Annotated in this window: 19 protein-coding genes; 12 read left to right on the forward strand and 7 right to left on the reverse strand. The window is 57.5% G+C overall.

Annotated elements, in window-relative coordinates; translation table 11 throughout:
• Positions 1-229 precede the first annotated feature (229 nt).
• Positions 230-2,023, forward strand: a complete 1,794-nt coding sequence (gene tadA / locus HY751_07585; GenBank protein ID MBI4666253.1) for a Flp pilus assembly complex ATPase component TadA — start codon at positions 230-232, stop codon at positions 2,021-2,023.
• A 19-nt stretch (positions 2,024-2,042) separates the two neighbouring features.
• Here tadA and HY751_07590 read toward each other — a convergent pair whose 3' ends face one another.
• From HY751_07590 to HY751_07605, 4 genes are all read right to left on the reverse strand, one after another.
• Positions 2,043-2,435, reverse strand: a complete 393-nt coding sequence (locus HY751_07590; GenBank protein ID MBI4666254.1) for a hypothetical protein — start codon at positions 2,433-2,435, stop codon at positions 2,043-2,045.
• The gene (locus HY751_07595) at positions 2,425-2,688 is read right to left on the reverse strand and encodes a type II toxin-antitoxin system RelE/ParE family toxin (protein MBI4666255.1); all 264 of its coding nucleotides are present in this window, start codon (positions 2,686-2,688) and stop codon (positions 2,425-2,427) included. Before HY751_07595 ends, HY751_07590 begins: the two co-directional genes overlap by 11 nt.
• The gene (locus tag HY751_07600; GenBank protein ID MBI4666256.1) at positions 2,672-2,884 is read right to left on the reverse strand and encodes a ribbon-helix-helix protein, CopG family; all 213 of its coding nucleotides are present in this window, start codon (positions 2,882-2,884) and stop codon (positions 2,672-2,674) included. Before HY751_07600 ends, HY751_07595 begins: the two co-directional genes overlap by 17 nt.
• Before the next feature lie 134 nt (positions 2,885-3,018).
• Entirely contained in the window at positions 3,019-3,921 is a 903-nt protein-coding gene (locus tag HY751_07605) for a DnaJ domain-containing protein (protein MBI4666257.1), read from the reverse strand.
• A gap of 352 nt (positions 3,922-4,273) precedes the next feature.
• Between HY751_07605 and HY751_07610 the strand changes: the two genes are divergently transcribed.
• Both HY751_07610 and HY751_07615 read left to right on the forward strand, forming a co-directional pair.
• A complete protein-coding gene (locus HY751_07610) occupies positions 4,274-4,753 on the forward strand; it encodes a DnaJ domain-containing protein (protein ID MBI4666258.1) in 480 nt (159 codons plus the stop codon).
• A gap of 175 nt (positions 4,754-4,928) precedes the next feature.
• Complete coding sequence (locus HY751_07615) at positions 4,929-5,267, forward strand: RNA-binding protein (protein ID MBI4666259.1); 339 nt, start codon at positions 4,929-4,931, stop codon at positions 5,265-5,267.
• Between the two features lie 53 nt (positions 5,268-5,320).
• Here the strand turns inward: HY751_07615 and nadC are convergent, their stop codons facing one another.
• Complete coding sequence (gene nadC, locus HY751_07620; GenBank protein MBI4666260.1) at positions 5,321-6,211, reverse strand: carboxylating nicotinate-nucleotide diphosphorylase; 891 nt, start codon at positions 6,209-6,211, stop codon at positions 5,321-5,323.
• Positions 6,212-6,292: 81 nt separating this feature from the next.
• Here nadC and HY751_07625 point away from each other — a divergent pair, with 81 nt between their 5' ends.
• From HY751_07625 to HY751_07650, 6 genes are all read left to right on the forward strand, one after another.
• A complete protein-coding gene (locus tag HY751_07625) occupies positions 6,293-7,825 on the forward strand; it encodes a radical SAM protein (protein MBI4666261.1) in 1,533 nt (510 codons plus the stop codon).
• A 4-nt stretch (positions 7,826-7,829) separates the two neighbouring features.
• The gene (gene rffA / locus HY751_07630; protein MBI4666262.1) at positions 7,830-8,957 is read left to right on the forward strand and encodes a dTDP-4-amino-4,6-dideoxygalactose transaminase; all 1,128 of its coding nucleotides are present in this window, start codon (positions 7,830-7,832) and stop codon (positions 8,955-8,957) included.
• Between the two features lie 93 nt (positions 8,958-9,050).
• The gene (locus HY751_07635; protein MBI4666263.1) at positions 9,051-11,687 is read left to right on the forward strand and encodes a hypothetical protein; all 2,637 of its coding nucleotides are present in this window, start codon (positions 9,051-9,053) and stop codon (positions 11,685-11,687) included.
• 193 nt (positions 11,688-11,880) lie between these two features.
• Positions 11,881-12,726, forward strand: coding sequence for an electron transfer flavoprotein subunit beta/FixA family protein (locus tag HY751_07640; GenBank protein MBI4666264.1), 846 nt, complete (start codon positions 11,881-11,883; stop codon positions 12,724-12,726).
• On the forward strand, positions 12,723-13,787 hold the full coding sequence (locus HY751_07645; GenBank protein MBI4666265.1) for an electron transfer flavoprotein subunit alpha/FixB family protein: 1,065 nt from the start codon (positions 12,723-12,725) through the stop codon (positions 13,785-13,787). Before HY751_07640 ends, HY751_07645 begins: the two co-directional genes overlap by 4 nt.
• Before the next feature lies 1 nt (position 13,788).
• Positions 13,789-15,495: a 4Fe-4S dicluster domain-containing protein gene (locus HY751_07650; GenBank protein MBI4666266.1), complete on the forward strand. Its 1,707-nt coding sequence runs from the start codon at positions 13,789-13,791 to the stop codon at positions 15,493-15,495.
• Positions 15,496-15,588: 93 nt separating this feature from the next.
• Here the strand turns inward: HY751_07650 and HY751_07655 are convergent, their stop codons facing one another.
• Positions 15,589-15,798 carry a hypothetical protein gene (locus tag HY751_07655; protein MBI4666267.1) on the reverse strand — a complete coding sequence of 70 codons (210 nt, stop codon included), beginning with the start codon at positions 15,796-15,798 and terminating at the stop codon, positions 15,589-15,591.
• Positions 15,799-15,972: 174 nt separating this feature from the next.
• On the opposite strand from HY751_07655, the gene HY751_07660 reads away from it, so the two are divergent.
• The 3 genes from HY751_07660 to HY751_07670 are packed head-to-tail and all read left to right on the forward strand — an operon-like array spanning position 15,973 to position 18,855.
• The gene (locus tag HY751_07660; protein ID MBI4666268.1) at positions 15,973-16,395 is read left to right on the forward strand and encodes a ferritin-like domain-containing protein; all 423 of its coding nucleotides are present in this window, start codon (positions 15,973-15,975) and stop codon (positions 16,393-16,395) included.
• A gap of 7 nt (positions 16,396-16,402) precedes the next feature.
• Positions 16,403-17,215 (forward strand): ZIP family metal transporter, encoded by an 813-nt coding sequence (locus tag HY751_07665; GenBank protein ID MBI4666269.1) that lies wholly within the window; start codon positions 16,403-16,405, stop codon positions 17,213-17,215.
• A 26-nt stretch (positions 17,216-17,241) separates the two neighbouring features.
• On the forward strand, positions 17,242-18,855 hold the full coding sequence (locus HY751_07670) for a SagB/ThcOx family dehydrogenase (GenBank protein MBI4666270.1): 1,614 nt from the start codon (positions 17,242-17,244) through the stop codon (positions 18,853-18,855).
• A gap of 1 nt (position 18,856) precedes the next feature.
• On the opposite strand, the gene HY751_07675 is transcribed toward HY751_07670, so the two are convergent.
• Positions 18,857-19,318 carry a low molecular weight phosphotyrosine protein phosphatase gene (locus HY751_07675; protein ID MBI4666271.1) on the reverse strand — a complete coding sequence of 154 codons (462 nt, stop codon included), beginning with the start codon at positions 19,316-19,318 and terminating at the stop codon, positions 18,857-18,859.
• Between the last annotated feature and the right edge of the window lie 4 nt (positions 19,319-19,322).

The raw sequence follows: 19,322 nt of genomic DNA on the forward strand, positions 1-19,322 counted from the left end.
CGTTCCATGTCACCCTTCGATAAACTCGCGGTGAGCCATTTTTCATCCCGGCCAAGCGTAGCGCGAGCCGGGATCAGGGCCTCAATCCGGATTGGCGAAGTCCGGATGCCGGATCAAGTCCGGCATGACAGCGTCCCCCCTCTTGTCATGGCCCGTCGAACCATGAAAGGCGCCATCATCCGCGCAACCCTTGGTAATCCGGCGTTTATGATAAAATCCTCTTCAAACCATGAGTGTCATCAACGATGTCCGCAAGCTGGCCCAGCTTCTCCTGCGAAAGGGGAGGATAGACCGGGCCGGGTATGAGCGGATTTTGGCCAACCTGGCGGAACCGGAAAAACCGGCGTCCAAACAATCCAAAGGCTCCGCCCCCAACCGCCAGCTAAAACAGGGCGACGGCGAGGCGGTAAGGCTTATAAGCTCCCTGCGGCTCAAAATCCCTGGCGCTGGCGCAGTATTAGGAGAAGAAGACATAGTGAAGGCCGTGGCCGAGGTTTACGGGCTAGCCTACCGCAAGCTGGACCCGCTGGAGCTGGACATGGAGACGGTCACCCGCGCCATACCAAAACCGTTCGCGTTAAAACACATGGTGCTCCCCCTGTTCGAGCGGGACGGCGAGCTTTCCGTGGCCATTCTGGATCCGGAAAACACCGAGACCATAGACGGCGTGGCCCGGGCCACCGGCAAAGCCATAAAGGCATATCTTGCCACCCCGTCGGACATCACCAAGATCATCCACGAGTTTTACGGGTTCAAAGACTCGCTGGTGAAAGCCGAAGAGCAGATGCGGAGCAAGGCGGTGGACCTTGGCAACCTCGAACAGCTCAACCGCATCAAACGGCCCGACCAGATACAGTCCGACGACGAGCATATAAAAAACGCCGTGGAGTATCTTTTCAACTACGCGTTCGACCAGCGAGCGTCCGACATACACATAGAACCCAAGCGGGAAACGTCGGTGATAAGGTTCCGCATAGACGGGGCGCTAAACGACGTGTACTCCATACCCAAAGGGGTGCATCCGGCCATGGTGTCCCGCATAAAGATGCTGGCGCGGATGAACATCACCGAAAAACGCAAACCGCAAGACGGAAGGATTCGGGTGGAGCATGGCGCGGGCACTTCGGAACTGCGCGTCTCCAGCATGCCATCGGCGTTCGGGGAGAAACTGGTGCTGAGGGTGCTTCAGCCGGAACTTTTGTTGCGGGATATGGACACCCTGGGGCTTTTCCCGGAGGAGCTTATCCGGGTGGAGACTTTCTTGAACCAGCCCCACGGGGTGATACTGGTCACCGGCCCCACCGGCTCCGGCAAGACCACCACGCTTTATTCGGCGCTTAACTTCCTTTCCTCGCCGGACAAGAACATCGTGACCATAGAAGACCCTATAGAAACCATCTGCGAAAATTTCAACCAGACCGCCGTACAGCCCGGCATAGGGCTGACCTTCGCGGCGGCCCTTCGGGCCATTTTAAGGCAAGACCCGGACATAATAATGATAGGCGAGATACGGGACCAGGAAACCGCCGAGAACGCCATGCAGGCGGCGCTAACGGGCCATCTGGTGCTGTCCACCCTTCACACCAACGACACCGCCTCGTCCATCACCAGGCTCCGCGATCTGGGGATAAAACCGTACATGATAAACGCTGGCGTGCTGGGGATAATCGCCCAGCGGCTGGTGCGGGTGGTGTGCCCACACTGCGCCAAAACCGTGGATACGCCATCCACCAAACTCAAGCAGTACGGCATCACCATCTCGCAGGAAAAAGTCCCACTGAAGGAAGCCAAGGGTTGCGAGGAATGCCGGTTCACGGGCTATTACGGGCGTATGGGAGTTTACGAGGTGATGGATATGGACGACCATGTGCGCCAGATGACGCAGGAAGGCCAGTCCGCCAACGCCATCCGCAAATACGCACTGGGGCACGGCATGACGGCGCTTCGGGAAAACGCCGTGCGGGCCATGATAAACGGAGTTACCACCCTGGCGGAGGTTATACAGTTGGGAAGGTATTTATAAAGCGGACTTGATCCGGCGCCTACCACAGGCTCCACGCCGTCTTCCCGGTTTCGTATATCGCGCCCCAGCCTATAAGCGGAGAATAGTCCGCCACGAAATAGCGGTATTCCTTCCCATCGGGCGGAGGCTCGCCATTCACCAGCGGCTTCACCCGTATCACCGGGCGTTTCCTTAAAAAGGTTTTCACCTCCACATCGTCGAGGGAAACGGTTATCTTCTCCACGCCGGTAAGGGCGCCCTCGGCTTTCTGGCGCTCGATCTCCGCCATGTAATAACTCCCCGCAAGCTGGGTCTTTATCACATCCAGCGCATAGGGCATACCGGCGCTAAAGCTTGCGTGATAGTAGAGAAAATACAGGGGAACCATGGCCAGGGCCGCCACGGCCTTCCATCCGGTGAGTTTAACGTTCATAAACGTCTTTCCGATGTCCTACCGCCAGTACCAGCACAATGATTTCGCGGTCAATCAATTGGCAGATGACCCTGTAATCCCTTACGCGATACCGCCAAAAACCTTTCTTATCTCCCGCAAGGGCTTTGCCATGCCTCCGGGGTTCTTTGGCCACACGGTCTTCAAGATGATCGAGAATGGCGGATTGAATGGCCCTGTCCAGCTTAATAAGCTGTTTGCGGGCCGACTTGGTGAATTTAACGTTCCAGTCCAAGCTCTTTACGCAGTTCGGCGATGCTGGTCACCGGCTCGCCACGCTCCAGCGCCGCCAAGGCCGCAAGATAATCCTCACGGTCCTCAAGAAACTGTTGCACGGCTTTGCGGACGTAGTAGCTTTTCGACCGGCCAGTTTTCTCTGCCAGTTTATCTAGCCGCTTCTCGGTTTTTTCGTCCAGACGAACGGATAGCATTTATACCCTTTGGCAAGCAAGTAATACAATGTAATACATCATATTATAGAGAGGCGGCATGGTCAAACTCCATTGAGTAGCGAGGGGCCGCCTGGAATCCGTATCTCTAAAGATAACCGGTAATCGGCGGGATATTACGCCGGAGTGCTCATGGAAAGGCCCATACCCTCCAGCAGGTCCTGCATGGCAAAACCGGTGCGGCGGGTTACCGCCGAAAGCCTGCGGACTTTCTCCGCGGGGATGGCGCTGTTTTTTATTATCTCTTTCTCCGTATCGTCCCGCCCGAACAGGCCGGTTATGTAATACATCACCGGCGATGGGGTTTTAAGGTGCCTGTCCAGAATTTCGTGCCCAAGGGTTCCCGCCGAATCCAACGCCATAAAGGCCGCGCAACAAACCTCCTTGTTCATGGAGGTAAGATAGGGCGCGATGGCGTTGAGCGCCCCGCGGCTACGGGTTTGGCCCAGCACGCAGAGAAGCTCCGCCAGGGTTTTCCCGTAGGTTTTGGAAAGCCTGGGAGTGGCGAAAGATTCAAACCTCGCCCGGAACCGGCTGTATATCTCGTGGGCCGACTCTATTTGATCCCATGGATTGGTGGATTTGTCGAACCTGTGTACAAGCTCTTCAAACGAGAGGGTGTAAACCGTTTTCCTGTCCGTCCAGGCGGAACCGGCCGCATCAGCCGCGCTGTTTTGCGGTTTTCTGTGCCCGCCCATGAAATCCATTATCTTCGAGCCTGTCCGCCCGGTGAACCGTTTCCACGCGCCCTGGGCCTGCTCCGCCCCCGCGCCGGAAGTGGTCTTCTTAAAGTTGGCGAAAACCTGTTTCCGCTTGGCTTCCTTCAAGGCAAGGTTGTAGGCGGTAACTATTTTTTGGAATTTCTCCGTGTCCGACAGGCCGGAAGTGGTGTCTGGATGGTAAAGTTTGGCGGCCCGGCGGTAGGACTGTTTTACGACTTCAACACTGGCGTTCTCGTCAACGGCAAGAAGCTCCAGCGCCTGCTTAAGGGTCATTTCCTGACCATCATCGTAATACATGGAAGTCCCTTACATAAATTGCCATTAATTATATGACAATAGATGCTAATTTACAGATAAATTAATGTCAACGTCAATTTAATGACGGACAATATTTTTCTGCGAGCCTGTCTCTCCACAATTACAGCGATTTTCGTGCCACCAACACGCGAAACCAACTGTAATATTACTCCCGCCACCCCCAGCCGTCAAACACGCCGGGCGTAACGCTCTTCACGTATCGTTCATCCGCCACAAAAACTTTACCCCGTTTATCACCAAAGCCCCCCTTGCGGCTTTGAAACGCCGCGCACACAATATAAACGGAGAGGCGGAGGGTTATGTTTGGCCTATTCGCCGTTACGAAAAATCAATGTTGGATAAAAAACTGAAAAATTATTATCTGATACTGGGCTTAAACCCGGGAGCCACCACGGCACAGGTAAAACGGGCCTATAAAAACCTGGCCTTTGAGCTTCATCCGGACAGGGCCGGAGAAGGGGGAGCGGAGGCGTTCCTGCTGGCGCGCGAAGCTTACGAGACGTTAAAAGACAAGAAAAGCCGCGCGGTTTACGACCGTCTGTTATTGGATACGGGGTATGGCGCCGCCACGATCCCAGGCCAGCAAAGGCCCAAGGGGCAGGCGGTACACAACATGGCTTTCGTCACATCCTACTTGAAGCGGAAAGACATCTACTCCCATAAGCTTTCCCCGTTTCCCCCACCCAAGATAACTGCGCCTTCGAGACAATGCCTGGTATGCCACGGCAGGGGCGTTGTGCGGGACATGTATGAAATGATAAAGACCTGCAAGACCTGCGAGGGGACGGGAAGAAGGAACTCCGCAAGATGACTTTTCAGGGCCGCCGTAAAATCCTCTCCCGGCCCGGCGCAGAGGCGTTAGATAACCAATGTCAATTTAAAAACTTTCTAGGTGAAAAACTGTAATTGTGTTAAATTTACGAGATGCCATTAGCGCTCGGCCAAAGCGCAAGGCATCGCGTGTTAATTGCTCTTGGAGACATAAAATGGAAAAGAAACTGTACGTTGGCAACCTGTCCTATAAGACCAGAGATGAGGAGCTTCGCACACTCTTTGCGGAAGCTGGGGGTGTTGTGGCTGTGAAGATCCTTACGGACAGGGAAACCGGCCGTTCCCGCGGATTCGGGTTCGTGGAAATGGAAAGCGAAGAAGCGGCCGAAGCGGCCATAGCCAAGTTTGACGGCTACAACATGGACGGCCGCAGGCTGAAGGTGGACGAGTCCCGCCCGCAGGATCGCGCTGGCGGCGGCGGAGACCGTGGCGACCGTGGTGATCGTGGCGGCCGTGGCGGCAACCCGGGGGGCGGCCAGAGACGCGGCAACTAACAAAAAACACTGCGTTTTACCGGCGCCGGGGTTTTTCAATCCCGGCGCTTTTTTTATGCCTTTCCGGCTGGTATCCGTTCCACCAGCAACGAAAGATCCGCCGCCGGGGCCGAATGGGTAAGCGCCCCCACGGAGATATAATCCACCCCGGCCCTGGCGTAACTTCCCACTGTTTTCAAGCTCATGTTGCCGGAAGCTTCAGTCTCCACCCTGCCGTCCACAAACCTCACAGCCTTTTGCGCCATCGCCGCTGTCATGTTGTCCAGCAAAACCATATCCGCCCCGGCATCGAGGGCTTGCCCCAGTTCCTTTAAATCCCTCACCTCCACTTCGACAAAACTTTTCGCCCCCAGCCGCTTTCGGGCGGCGGCCACGGCTTTGCCGACACCTCCGGCCCCGGCAATGTGGTTTTCCTTAATCAGCGCCATGGCCGAAAGGTCCCGCCGGTGGTTGAACCCTCCGCCGATACGGACTGCGTATTTTTCCATGTCGCGCATAAGGGGGGTGGTTTTCCGGGTATCCAGTATTTTTGTTTTCGCCCCCTTGATGGCGGCCACGAACTGGGAGGTGAGGGTGGCGACGCCCGACAGGTGTTGCATGTAGTTTAGCGCCACCCGCTCGGCGGTGAGAATGGCGCGGGCATGGCCCGTCACCTCCGCCACCAGCGCGCCCTTGGCGGCCACGTCTCCATCGCGCAGTAAACGCCGCGTTTTTATTTCAGGGTCCAGCCGCTTGAACACCGCCTCGAACAGTGGCAAACCGGCGATCACGGTTTTCCCCTTGGCCACCAGCCTGGCGGTCACCACAACGTCTTCCGGAATTGTGGCCAGCGTGGTAACGTCACCCTTGGGGGCGTCCTCCAGCAACGCCCTGTCAATGAGCGCCAAATCCAGCGGGAATTTGGGTTTTGCGCCCCCTTGGGAGGCGGCGGGATGGCGTTTCATGGGCATAATCCCCTACCGGTGTTTATAATGTATCCTTCGCCGTGTGCTAAATTATAAAGATATCCCGTAAAATTGGAATAGATGGCATCAAACAAGAACAGCGTCATGCTTTGCGTGCCGCCCCAGGGTTATTTCGCCGAGCGATGGAAGGAGTCCTCCATGCCGTCGCTGGGGGTGTTGTATATGGCGGCCTGCCTGGAGCGGGAGGGGATACCTGTACGCACCCTCCCCAGCCACGTGATGCGCATGTCCATCCCCGACATAGTGCGGACGGTGGAGGAAGATAAACCCGCCATCTTCGGCGTCACCGTCACCACCGAGAACCGGCTGGAGGCGTTCAACGTGGCCCGTGCCGTGAAAATGGCCAGGCCGGAAACTTTGGTGGTAACGGGCGGGCCTCACTGTTCAGCCACAGGGCTGGATACGCTTTCGCACATTCCTGAAATAGACGTGTCGGTCTCCGGCGAGGGTGAACACACCATAGTGGAGCTTGCCCGCGTCATGGAGCGCGGAGGTGGCGCAAAAGAGTTTTCGAAAATAGAGGGGCTTACGTTCCGGGACGACAGAGGCGCCATAATCTCCACCGGGCCGCGCATGAAAATACCAGACCTCAACAGCCTCCCCTTCCCCGCCAGGCACCTGGAGGACATGTCTCTTTACAATTTCAAGGTTGAGGTGCCGGGCAAAGGGATTTTGCCCGCGGCCAACCTTATGACCAGCCGGGGTTGCCCGTTCGACTGTAATTTCTGCGCCACACCCGTCAACTGGGGCCGGAAAGTGCGGGGGGTGGACGCGGAAAAGGTTTTGGCGGAGATAGAACATGTCGCCACCCGTTACGGCGCGAAGGTCATCTGGTTTTACGACGACACGCTAAACTACAATCCCAAACGGCTCGAAAAGATCTGCGACATGATGATAGAGCGCAAGCTGGGTTTGAACTGGTTCTGCGAGATAAGGGTGGACATCATCGAGCGGCCCCTGTTCGACAAGATGGTTGAGGCGGGGATGTACCATTTCGGGTTCGGGGTGGAATCGGCCAACCGCCGGATTTGCGACCAGGTCATCCACAAGAAAGCCACGCTCAAACAGGCGGTGGATGTAATCGGCTGGGCCAACGAGGCCGGAGTCACCGCCAACCCGTTCTTCATATTCAGCCATCCTACCGAAACCTGGGATGAGGCGCTGGAGACATTGCGGTTCGCCGAGTCGCTACGCGGAAAGGCGCAATGCTCCATGGCCATACTGCACGTATATCCGGGAACGGAGCTGTGGGACAGGGCCGTGGCCGAGCGTAAAATACCCGCCGATTTCACATGGACCTCCGAGGACGACCCGCGCATCATGGAGCTTCCCGAGGCGCAGGGGCGCATACCCTTGTACATGGACAAGCTTTCCTGGTACCAGATATCCACCATCATTTTCCGTTTCTCCCAGAGCGCCCTCAAGGTGAGCCTGTGGAGCAAGGTGGCAAAAGCGGCAAAGCGGATAAACTCCATGCGCAGGTTGTGGCAGTACACGGTGATGGGCGCGGCGCTGGTGTCGCTGAAACTTAAAAACCTCATGCGGGGCGCGCCGGAACCGGCCAAGCCCTCAACCCCGCCGGCGGCTTACTGATTAGATGATACCGTTCAATAAACCCCATGCCACCGGCAAGGAGCTGGACTATATCAAGCGCGCCATGGCCGAAGGCCAGCTTGCGGGCGACGGCGCCATGACCAAGCTTTGCAACGCCAGGCTCAGGGACATGACCAAATGCCACGCGGCCATGATCACCCATTCATGCACCGCCGCCCTGGAGATGGCCGCCATCCTGGCGGGAATCGAGCCGGGCGACGAGGTGATAATGCCATCGTACACTTTCGTATCCACCGCCAACGCCTTCGTCCTGCGCGGGGCCGTTCCGGTATTCGTGGACATCCGGGAAGACACGCTGAACATGGACGAGGGGAAAATAGAAGAAGCAATCACCCCTCGCGCAAAAGCCATCGCCCCGGTGCATTACGCCGGGGTTGGGTGCGAGATGGACGCCATCATGGAAATAGCCGCCCGGCGCGGCCTTGTGGTGATAGAAGACGCGGCCCAGGGGGCAATGTCTTCCTACAAGGGCAAACCGCTGGGAACCTTCGGCCAGATGGGGGCTTTAAGTTTCCATGAAACCAAAAACATCGTGTCCGGCGAGGGTGGCGCCCTGCTGGTGAATGACCCGGCTTTTACTGAACGGGCGGAGATAATCCGCGAGAAGGGCACTAACCGTAGCAAGTTTTTGAGCGGCCAGGTGGACAAATACACCTGGGTGGACATCGGCTCCTCCTACCTGCCGGGGGAAATAGTGGCCGCGTTCCTGCTGGCCCAGCTTGAGGAGGCCGAACGCATCACCCACGACCGGCTCGCAATTTGGGACACTTACCACAAGGCTTTTGAGGGGGGCGAGAAAGCGGGGCTTTTCCGCAGGCCGGTAACGCCAGCCCATTGCGCCCATAACGCCCACATGTATTACCTCCTGCTTCCGGATCCCGCCAAACGGGCGGACTTTATCTCGCATTTGAAGGAGAGCGGCGTTATGTCGGTTTTCCACTATGTGCCTTTGCACAGCTCTCCGGCGGGTAAAAAACTGGGCAGGGCCCACGGCTCCATGAAAAACACCATTGGGTTAAGCGAACGTATAGTGCGTCTGCCGCTTTGGGTGGGTATGGCCCCTACGGAGATAAACCGCGTGGTTGAGCTTGCGTACCAGGCGGCGCGGTAATTAGCAGGAGCCGTTATGCCTCTTGCCAAACCGGATCCTGGTCTGCCAACATGTCGGGTTTGAGCGATAGCTCCGGAAACAGCTTTTAACGTTATGAAAACCAGTAAAGACAACACCAGGGCAGGTTCCACCGCCCCTTCCCGCCGGAAAACGGGCAAAGAACCCATGATGGACAAGCGCGGCGTTCGCCATTTACAAAGCGCTTGCGAGGCTGAACTTACCCATCACGCCCAAAAATTCACCCGGGTCGCCCATACTGACAGGACTGCCCAGCGGCTGGAGCTTGTGGAGGTCGTTGAAAAATACAGCGACGACGGCCTGCTTGCATGGAACCGGGAAAGGATCATAGAAGAGGAATTCTCCCGCCGCTACGTGGCGTCCTTGGGAAAACCAATTACAGAAGCCGATTGCATAAAACGCCGGAACGAGGCCAAGAAACATTACGGCGCCGGTTGGGAACAGACCGTCCGCGCAGAAAACGCCCTGGAGCAACAATGTGACGCCATCCGGGAGAAGGCCCGTGAGAGCCTGGCGGATTCCCGGCGGAACCACGGCAATGAAAAGGGGTTCTCCAAAAGCGGATATGTGGTGATAGCCAACCGGGGAGAGATTGCCTGCAGGGTGTTAGAGCAGGCCCACGAGGCCGGGAAAAAGGTCATAGCCCTCCATGATGGCTCCGATTTCCCTTATGGCGGACTCCTTAACAACGACGACGAGGTTTTTTATGTCCCGGTCTATTGCGACCGGGGACGAAGGCCGGAGCCGGAACGGCTGGACATATGGTCCATGAAAGCCCTGGCGTTCATGCTGAAAAGCCGGGGCATTGATCTGTTCGAGGTGGTTGTCCATCCAGGCTGGGGATTCAACGCCGAAGATGACGCGTGGTTTACTGAAATGGAACGGCTTGGGTTCCGCATGGCGGGGCCAGGTTCGTCCATCATCCGGTTCCTGGGTAACAAGATAAACGCCACCGAGGTGGCGCGGCAGGCGGGCCTTTCCACCCCCCAAAGCTCCGGCAAGGTGGAAAGCGTGGGTCAGGCCATGGAATTTTTTACCGCCCACAAAGGCAAAATAAAAAACTTTCTGCTCAAAGACGCTCTCGGTGGCGGCGGATACGGTCAACTGCTCCTGCGAACCCCCTCCGAGATGGAGTTCCGCTCCGCCGTTGAAAAATTTCTGGACAAGTATCCGGTATTTTCCGTGGACCAGTTTCTTGACAAGACCAGACATGTAGAGTTTCAGTTCCTTTCGGACATGGACGGTAACGTTCTTTTCGGCGCCCCCAGGGACTGCACCCAGCAACGCGACCGCCAAAAGGTTATAGAAGAGACCGCCATCCTGGCGCGAGCGGTGGAAAAATCCATGCGCCAGCGGATCAGCGCGTTCCTGGCGGAAATTGCCCGCAGGACCGGCGGGCCGTACGTAGGGGCTGGCACCTTCGAGTTTCTGTACGAGCCGTCATCGGAAACCTTCTATTTTCTGGAGGTGAACACCAGGCTCCAGGTGGAGCACCCGGTATCCGGCCATCAGGATGGGGTGAACTACGTAAGGACCCAGTTGGATATCGCCGATGGATACAAGCTTAAATCCCAGCATGAGATGGATGGCTGGAACCTTGGCGGGCATACCATGGAAGCGCGGATATGCCTGGAGCGGATATTGAATGAGGACGAGCGGGCGTTCTACCTGAAAAGCGGGCACGACCGCACTTTCGGCCCCATAACCGGGGGGGTCGTAAACCAGTTTTCCATCCCGGAAATTCACGGTTTAAAAGTTTATTACGACCGCCGCATCCGGGAAGGGGTGGAATGGGCGGGCAAGTACGACCCCATGATAATGAAAACCGTGGTCCACGGGGAAGACCGCCTCCACGCCATAGAGCTGTTGAAAGAAACCGTGGAGAGGCTTGTGATAACCGGCCCGGGCATTTCCACCAACCAGGAGCTTATACTGGGCCTTCTGGATGAAGAAGAGTTTCTGGAGGGGAAAACGCTGGAGGACCGGAAAGGGGTGAAAAACGTCATCCTCCGTATGCAGATAAAGAATGAAACCGGCGTTCTGGCTAAAAAGCTACAGGAAGACGGAAAACATGGTGAGCTTAACAGGCTCTTTATCCAACTGGAGAAGCTAACCCCCCTTCAGGCCGACAGGCTGAAGGCGGAGTTGGCGGCGCTGGGGGCGGTGGAGGCGTTCAAGCTGATGCTTGTGGGCAAACGGGGCGGCGTTGTGCGAACCATTTTGGGGCGGCTGGCCAGCGCCCGGGGCAAAAAAACCATCCAGACCACCATTTACCCCCAGGGGTTCACCCTGTTGCTCAAATTGTTGCAGAGAGCCGGGGCGGAGCCATCCATGGTCATAAGGCATTTTGAAGACCGGAAAGCCATAGCCAAAAAACTGGAGGACGGGTTGATTGAGCACGACCCCGAGCTGTTTTACGAGCTGTTGCACTATCATAAGAAGGCATTAAAAGAGATGACCCGCCACCTGGCCCTGGAAAGCCATCACCGCGTGACATTGCGGGAGAAAAACGCCAAAGACAGGACCCTGCGGGATTTCCTGGGGGAGATGGAAGAAGCGCTATACGCCCGGCGGCGGGAGTTCTCCTCCCAATACAGCGCCCGGGGAGGGGTTTATTTCGACATCCCGGAGAAACTTTACCCGGTTTTCGAGACGCTTTTGGCAAGGGAAAGAGGCGAGAAGCCTGAGGATATGTTTATTATAGAAAGGTGATGGCATAAAGCCGCCGTCCATCAAGAACGGCCACTAAAAAGTTCATAAAAAATTCCCCTTTTCAATCACCTATTGATTATGTAATCATTACCAGCTATTTATGGTATCCCATTCCCGATATATTTACAGGGTTGATAAGTCCGCCTGAAGGCATGAAAATCCTGAAAACAGCGCAAGCGAGGAGCTTAGGTTGATGAGTGACGGTTACAGAATAGTAGTGCTCATAAAGCAGGTGCCTGACACCAGTTCCAAGGCCGGTGTGAACCCCGATGGAACTATAGACAGGGCCCGCGCAAAAAGGATGTTGAACACGTTCGACAAGTACGCCCTCCAGAAAGCCCTGGAGGTAAAAGCGGCCCACGGTGGCGAGGTTCTGGCCATAAGCATGGGGCCCCCTCCTGCCTTGGAGATACTTGTGGAAGCCTGCGAATACGGGGCGGATAAGGGCTACCTGCTTACAGACAGGCGCCTGGCCGCTTCAGACACTCTTTCAACAGCTTACGCCCTGCACAAGGCGGTGCAGTATCTTGGCAGGGTGGACCTGGTGTTCACCGGCCTGCAGACCACCGATGGCGACACGGCCCAAACCGGCCCGCAGATCGCCGAGCGGCTGGACCTGCCGCAGATAACTTACTGCGAGCGTCTGGAGATCGTGGATGGCAAGGCCCGCGTCCGGCGGGTGGTGGAGGGTGGTTACCAGTGGCTGGAAACCCCGTTACCAGCGTTGATAACCGTGGCCAACTCCGCCACAAAGCTCCAGCACAAACGGTTCGGCGGCGTTTACGCGGTGAAGGAGCTACAGAGACACAAGGAGCGGATGGATCAAACCGTTTTCATCGTAGACCTGGACAAGGTCGGGGCGGACTCGAACAAGGCCGGTCTTGTGGGTTCCCCCACCGTTGTGGGCAAAACATGGAAAATGGGCGAGATCGGCGGCAGTTGCGTGATGTTCCTGGGCGACTCTCCCAAGCATAACGTGGAACACCTGATGGCCCGCTTGAAGGAAGACAACCGCCATATAGAGGAGTTAATCCAGTGAGCAATTTGGCTGACGTTCTTGTTATAGCCGACCAGCTTCAGGGGGACCTTCAGCCCATAGCGCTGGAGCTTCTGGGCGCGGCCCGGGGCCTGGCGGAAAAACTAGGTGTGAAAGTGCAGGCTCTGGTTATGGGGCATGAACTTGGCGACATACCCCAACGCCTCATATGGAACGGGGCCGACGAGGTTTTCGTGGTGGACCAGCCCGAGTTGAAGGAGTACACCACCCTTACATACCGGCGCGCCACCATCTCCGTGCTGGAAGGCATGAGCAGGCCGCCCCACATAGTGCTTTGCGGCGCAACCACCATCGGGCGCGACCTGGCGCCCAGGATAGCCGCCTATTTTGAGACCGGCCTCACCGCCGACTGTACCGAGCTGGACATAGGCGAGTACGAGCATAAGGGCAAGGCCGACCCCTCGAAGGTGGGGACGTTCCATAACTGTCTTTACGCCATCCGCCCATCTTTCGGCGAAAGCCTGAAGGCCCGCATCATCGGGCCCTGGAAGAACCCGCAGATGGCCACTGCCCGCACCGGCGCCATGGTGCCCTGCGGCGAAGACACCACAAGGACCGGCAAGATAACCGTTATCCCGGTGAAGTTCGAGGATTCAGATTTCCGCGTGAAGGTCATAGAGACCGTCCGTGATGTCTCCAAGGCGGTGGACCTGACCGGCGCCCGGGTGATAGTCTCCGGCGGGTTCGGCCTGGCTTCGGCGGAAGGGTTCCGGCTGGTGGAGGATCTGGCCTCCGTATTCAAGAAATCCGCCGTGGGAGCCTCCCGTAAGGCGGTGGACGCGGGGTGGATACCCTACGCCCACCAGGTGGGGCAGACCGGCAAGACCGTGCGCCCAGCGCTTTACATAGCCTTGGGCATATCCGGCGCCATCCAGCACCGGGTCGGCATCACCCACAGCGATGTGATCCTGGCCGTTAATAAAGATGAGAGCGCTCCCATCTTCCAGTTCGCCAACTACGGTATCGTGGGCGACCTGTTCGAGATAGCGCCGCTCCTGAAAGAAAATTTCAAAAAGGCCTTCCCGGCCTCCAAGGAGGTGTAAGGTGTCCAGCAAGATTGAATACGACGTCCTTCTGGTGGGGGCAAGCCCCTCCAACCTGACTCTCGCTTTGAGGCTTGTGGAGCTGGCTTCGGCGCCCATACGCATCTGCATACTGGAGAAGGCCAAAGCCGTGGGGGGGCATTTGCTCTCCGGCGCTGTCTCCAACCCCAGGACGCTGAAAAAGATATTCCCCGACTGGGACAAAGGGGAGTTCCCCCTGGCGGGCATATGCAAGAACAGCTATCTTACGGTGCTGGGCGCCAAACGCCACGAGAACGTGCCCTACGCCTTCATGCCTTCCTATTTCAAAAAGGAAGGTTACGCCATCCTGAATATCTCTGAAATGGCCGCCTACATGGCCGACAAGCTCCAGGAGCGCGCCAAAGAGAAAGAAGGGGTGGTGGTGGACATTTTCCCCGGCTTCCCCGCCCAGTCCATCCTTTTCGAGGGTGACAGGGTTGTGGGCGTGAAGGTGGACAACACCGGCGACCCGCTGGCGGATAACTGTTACGCCAAGGTGACTGTGTTCGGTGACAAGGGTTTTGTGTCCCGCGATCTCATCAACAAGTTCAACCTCCGCAAAAACGGCCAGACCTACGCCGTAGGCGTAAAAGAGGTCTGGGAGTGCCAGAAGAGCTACGAGGGCGAGGTGTGGCATACAACCGGGTATCCCCTGGCGGCGGGCCATCTGGGCGGCGGGTTCGTATATGGCTGCAAGGATAACAAGCTCATCATCGGGCTTGTGATGTCGCTGGACTTCCCCGACCCCAACCTGCGGCCGCCGCTGGCCCTGCAGGATTACAAGAAACATCCTTTCATCCAGGAGATGATAAAAGGCGGCAAGCTGTTAAAGTATGGCGCGTCCATTCTCCCCGAGGGGGGGCAGTACGGCCTGCCCGAGCGGTTTGCGGTGGATGGAGCCCTGATGGTGGGCGACGCCTTGGGCACCCTGGACGTTAAAAAGTTCTCCGGCGTGGACAAGGCCATGGAGAGCGGCTACGTTGCCGCCGAGGTGGTGTGGGAAGCCATGAAGAAGAACGATACTTCCGCCACGGCCTTGGCCCCTTACCAGCAGAGGCTTATGAGCGGCTGGGTTGGCAAGGAACTTTCCGAGGCCCGATATTTCCGCCGGGCTTTCGCCGAATATCCGCAGATGCTCGGCTGGTTCATGCCCACTTTGCAGTCGAATATAGACTCCGGCATGGGCGTGATGACCGCCGGGTTCATGACAGGGCTTTCCAATCCGTTCGGGGCGTTGAAACTGTTGGGCGCCAAGAACATGATTGAAAACCCGGGCGAGGCGGGCTCGTGGTCTTACAAAAAGGACTACACGCACATCGTCCCGGAGTTTACGCCCAAAAAGGAGCTTTCCACCGGGTACGACGATGGCACTGTGTATTCCACCGCCGACGTGGTGTTTTACGCCCACACCCATTACGAGGAAGACAACAAGCACATCGACGAGTTCAACGCCGACACGTGCATGAAATGCATCGCCCAGTACGACCGCCACGGCAAAGACACCCCGTGCGTGGGGGACTGTACCGCCGAGGTTCACCAGACCATCGAGAAAGACGGCAAACGCCGCCACGCAATGGCGCTGGAGAACTGCGTACAGTGCACAACCTGCGAGATAGTCTGCCCTTGGGAGAACCTGCGGGTGAACGCCGCCCAGCACGGTTACGGCCCGGACTTCATGGGAATGTAGCTTCCTGCCCGCCAGCTTCTTATCATGGCCGCCGGAAATCCGGCGGCTTTTTTTATTTAGATCTTTAGCAAGCGATTGAAGCCGGCTTTGCGCTTATGCGCCTTTCTCGCCGCTCTGCTTTGACGGGCATTTCACATCGCCATAGGAGCAGAACACGCAACAGTCGCCCGGCTTGGGTTTGAGAGTCGCGCCGCAACTTAGGCAATCGTAAAAATGCTGGCATGCGTCCACCGGCATGGATTCTTTCCGGGTGAAACCGCAATTGGGGCAGGTTATCGCTGACTCCAGGTTTATGCGGCTCATATTCTTTGTTCCCTCCCGGCTATCAAGCGGCGAAACAAATTATTAATGAACAGGGCGCTTGCCCCGGTCACCAATATATTATCCCACCGTTTCTTTTATAACCATATGCGGCGTATAATTTACACCTGGCTGGTGGAACGGCCTGTCCAAACAATATAAAGGGGGAGAACCGTCATGCCCATCACCAAAGAAGAGTTCATCGCCAAGCTCAACAAAGACCTGGAATGGGAATACGCCGCCATGATCCAATATATCCAGCACGCGGCGGTATTGTCCGGGGCCAAGTATGTTTCTGTCCAGAAAGAGCTTCTGATCCACGCCCAGGAGGAGTCCCAACACGCCATTTCCATCGCCACGCAGATTGATTACCTTGGTGGAACACCCACGGTAGCCGTGGAGAAAATAGAAACCTCCCCCAACAGTTTTGAGATGCTCAAGCAAGACCTGAAAGGGGAACGGTTCGCCATAGAAAGCTACCTGCAAAGGATAGCCGAGGCGGAGGAGTTGAGGCTATATGGCCTGCGCCGGGCGCTGGAGGACATCCTGATACAAGAAGAAGAGCACGAACGGGACATCCAGAACGCCCTGAAGGATTGACGGCCCGATGACCGGTTACCTGGTCTCCGCCCATCCGGCCATACAGGCGCTGGCGGCCTCCATGTTCACATGGGGGTTAACGGCGCTGGGGGCGGCTTCGGTGTTCCTGCATCGGGAACCGTCCAGGAAAACGCTGGACGTGATGCTCGGGTTCGCCGGGGGGATAATGGTGGCGGCCTGTTTCTGGTCTCTGCTCGCCCCTGCCATACGGATGGCTCACGACTGGCCGGTTCCCGCGTGGTTCCCCGCGGCCACGGGATTTGTGCTGGGCGCCGGGTTTTTGAACATGGTGGACCGGTTCCTGCCCCATCTGCACCTGGGCCTGCCCATGGAATCCTCGGAAGGGGTGAAAACCAAATGGCGCCGGGCCACTCTTTTAACCCTTTCCATAACGCTTCACAACATACCTGAAGGATTGGCCGTGGGGGTGGCGTTCGGCGCGGCGGCCCACGGTTTGCCAGAGGCCAGTTTCGCCGGGGCCGTGGCGCTGGCTTTCGGCATCGGCATACAGAACCTGCCCGAGGGAGCGGCCGTTTCCATCCCGTTGAGACGAGAAGGCCTTTCGCCATCGAGAAGTTTCTGGTACGGCCAGTTATCCGGCATGGTGGAGCCTTTGGCCGCGGTGACGGGGGCCGCCGTGTTCTTCCTCTCCCTCCCTTTCCTTCCATACGCCCTGGCGTTCGCCGCCGGGGCGATGATTTATGTGGTGGCCGAGGAGGTGATACCCGAGTCCCAGCAAGGCGGTAATGCGGATCAGGCCACCATGGGGTTCGTGGCGGGTTTTACTCTTATGATGATTCTGGATGTGGCTTCCGGTTAAACTGTATTGAAGGGGATTGTTCTGGCATGATGGAAGTCAAAAACTATCACGAACGGACCAAACACCGGATAGACCGGTACGCCGAAGGGCCCGGTTATCTGGATTGGGACACCCAGCCTAATCCTTACAGGTCTTTCACCGGAGCCCCTGTCACCCCCCTGCCCTTGACCTCGGACGAGTTGGAGGCCACCTGGCAGGAAATCCATCAACCCGGAGCGGTAAAACCGGCCCCCATTAATTTAAATACCATGGGCGGGCTATTCGAGCTTTCCCTGGGCCTTTCGGCCTGGAAAGAATATGGCGAAGCCCGCTGGGCTTTGCGGTGCAACCCCTCCAGCGGCAACCTGCATCCCACCGAGGCGTACCTGGTATCCAACGGCACGGGTGGAATCCCTTCCGGCGTGTTTCACTATGACTGTTACAACCATCAACTGGAGTTGAGGGTGTCTCCCGCTGGCGGGTTCCCCATGATACCCTCAGGCGCGTTTTTAATCGGCGTTTCCTCTATCCATTGGCGGGAGGCGTGGAAATATGGGGAGCGGGGTTACCGCTACAGCCAGCTGGACCTTGGCCACGCCGCCGCCGCTGTCCGCTACGCCGCCGCCACGCTGGGCTGGCGCGCCTCCATAATCCCCGATGTTTCTGACGCCGATTTAGAGACCCTTCTGGGTTTGAACCGGGCCGATGATTTTAAAAATGTGGAAATGGAACATCCAGGCTTCCTGATTCTTATAGACGCCATAAAAGACGGCTCGGCGTCTTTCGGGGCGGAATCCGCCCGGCAAGCCGCCGAAACAGCGCGGACCGGCGCATGGCATGGGGCCGCCAACGTGCTTTCAGCCACCCACGCCCATCAGTGGCCAATTATCGAGGGCGTTGCCAGCGCCGCCGTAAAACCCGCCACCGTGGAGACGCCATGGTCTATCCCCACCCGGGTGGAGCCTGTCCCCACCTTTTGCGACGAACACGCCGCCCATGTGATAAAACGCAGAAGAAGCGCCCAGGCGTTCGACGCGGAAACCACCATGCCACAGGAAAGTTTTTACAGGATGCTGGATGTGGCCCTGCCCAGGTCCGGTGTGCCACCCATGGATGCTTTTCCCTGGGAGCCCAGGATACATCTGGCCATTTTCGCGCATCGCATCGAAGGGTTGAAACCGGGGTTATATATCTTTCTTCGCAGGGATGGGGCATACGCCCGTCTCCGGGCCGCCATGCGGCCGGAATTTGTGTGGACCATGCCGGAGGACATCCCCCCTCACCTGCCGCTGTTCCACCTGACCACCGCCGACGGCCAGCGGGCCGCCCGCATGTTGGCCTGCCACCAGCAGATAGCCTCCGACGGGGCTTTCGCGGTGGGAATGTTATCGGAAATGGGCCTTTGCCTGAACGAGGGCGCCTGGTGGTATCGCCGCCTGTTCTGGGAAGCGGGGGCTATCGGCCAGGCTCTCTATCTTGAAGCCGAAACCATGGGCCTGCGTGGCGCGGGGCTGGGCTGTTATTTCGACGACGCATTTCACGACATGCTGGGGCTGAAAGACCAGACCTTTCAAAGCCTGTATCATTTCACCGTGGGAACAGCGGTGGAAGACACGCGGCTGGCCACCCTGCCTCCTTACGGGCATCTGTCTGGCAGATAGGCTAGCGGTACTCCTCCAGCCTTTCTAACAGTTTTTCCACCGCCCGGGCTATGTCTGTGAACACAGAGATGAAATACTCGTCCCCCTGCCCGTAGGGGTCTTCTATCTCCGGGCTTTCCCTGTCCGGCAAAAGCTCGCCGAGCAGGATTATTTTTTCGGACTCGCCCGGAGCCAGCGCCAGGGCCGAGTAGTAATGGTGTTTTTCCATCACCGCAACCAGCTCCGCGTCCTCTATCATGTTCCGGGTGAGGAGCCGCGCGCGGTGGTGGCGCAAGTCCAGCTCCCACAGTTTTGCCTCCGCCACAGCTTTGGAGGCGGCTGGATTACCCTCCAGCGCCATGGTTCCGGCGGATTCGGCAAATATGTTTTTCAACCCTCTTTCCGCCGCCGCCTTCTGCAAAAGATATTCGGCGAAAGGGGAGCGGCACAGGTTGCCGGAACACACGAAAAGCACGCGGCGCATGATG

It is taken from the genome of Nitrospinota bacterium (genome assembly GCA_016208975.1).
GTDB lineage: Bacteria > Nitrospinota_A > UBA7883 > UBA7883 > JACRLM01 > JACQXA01.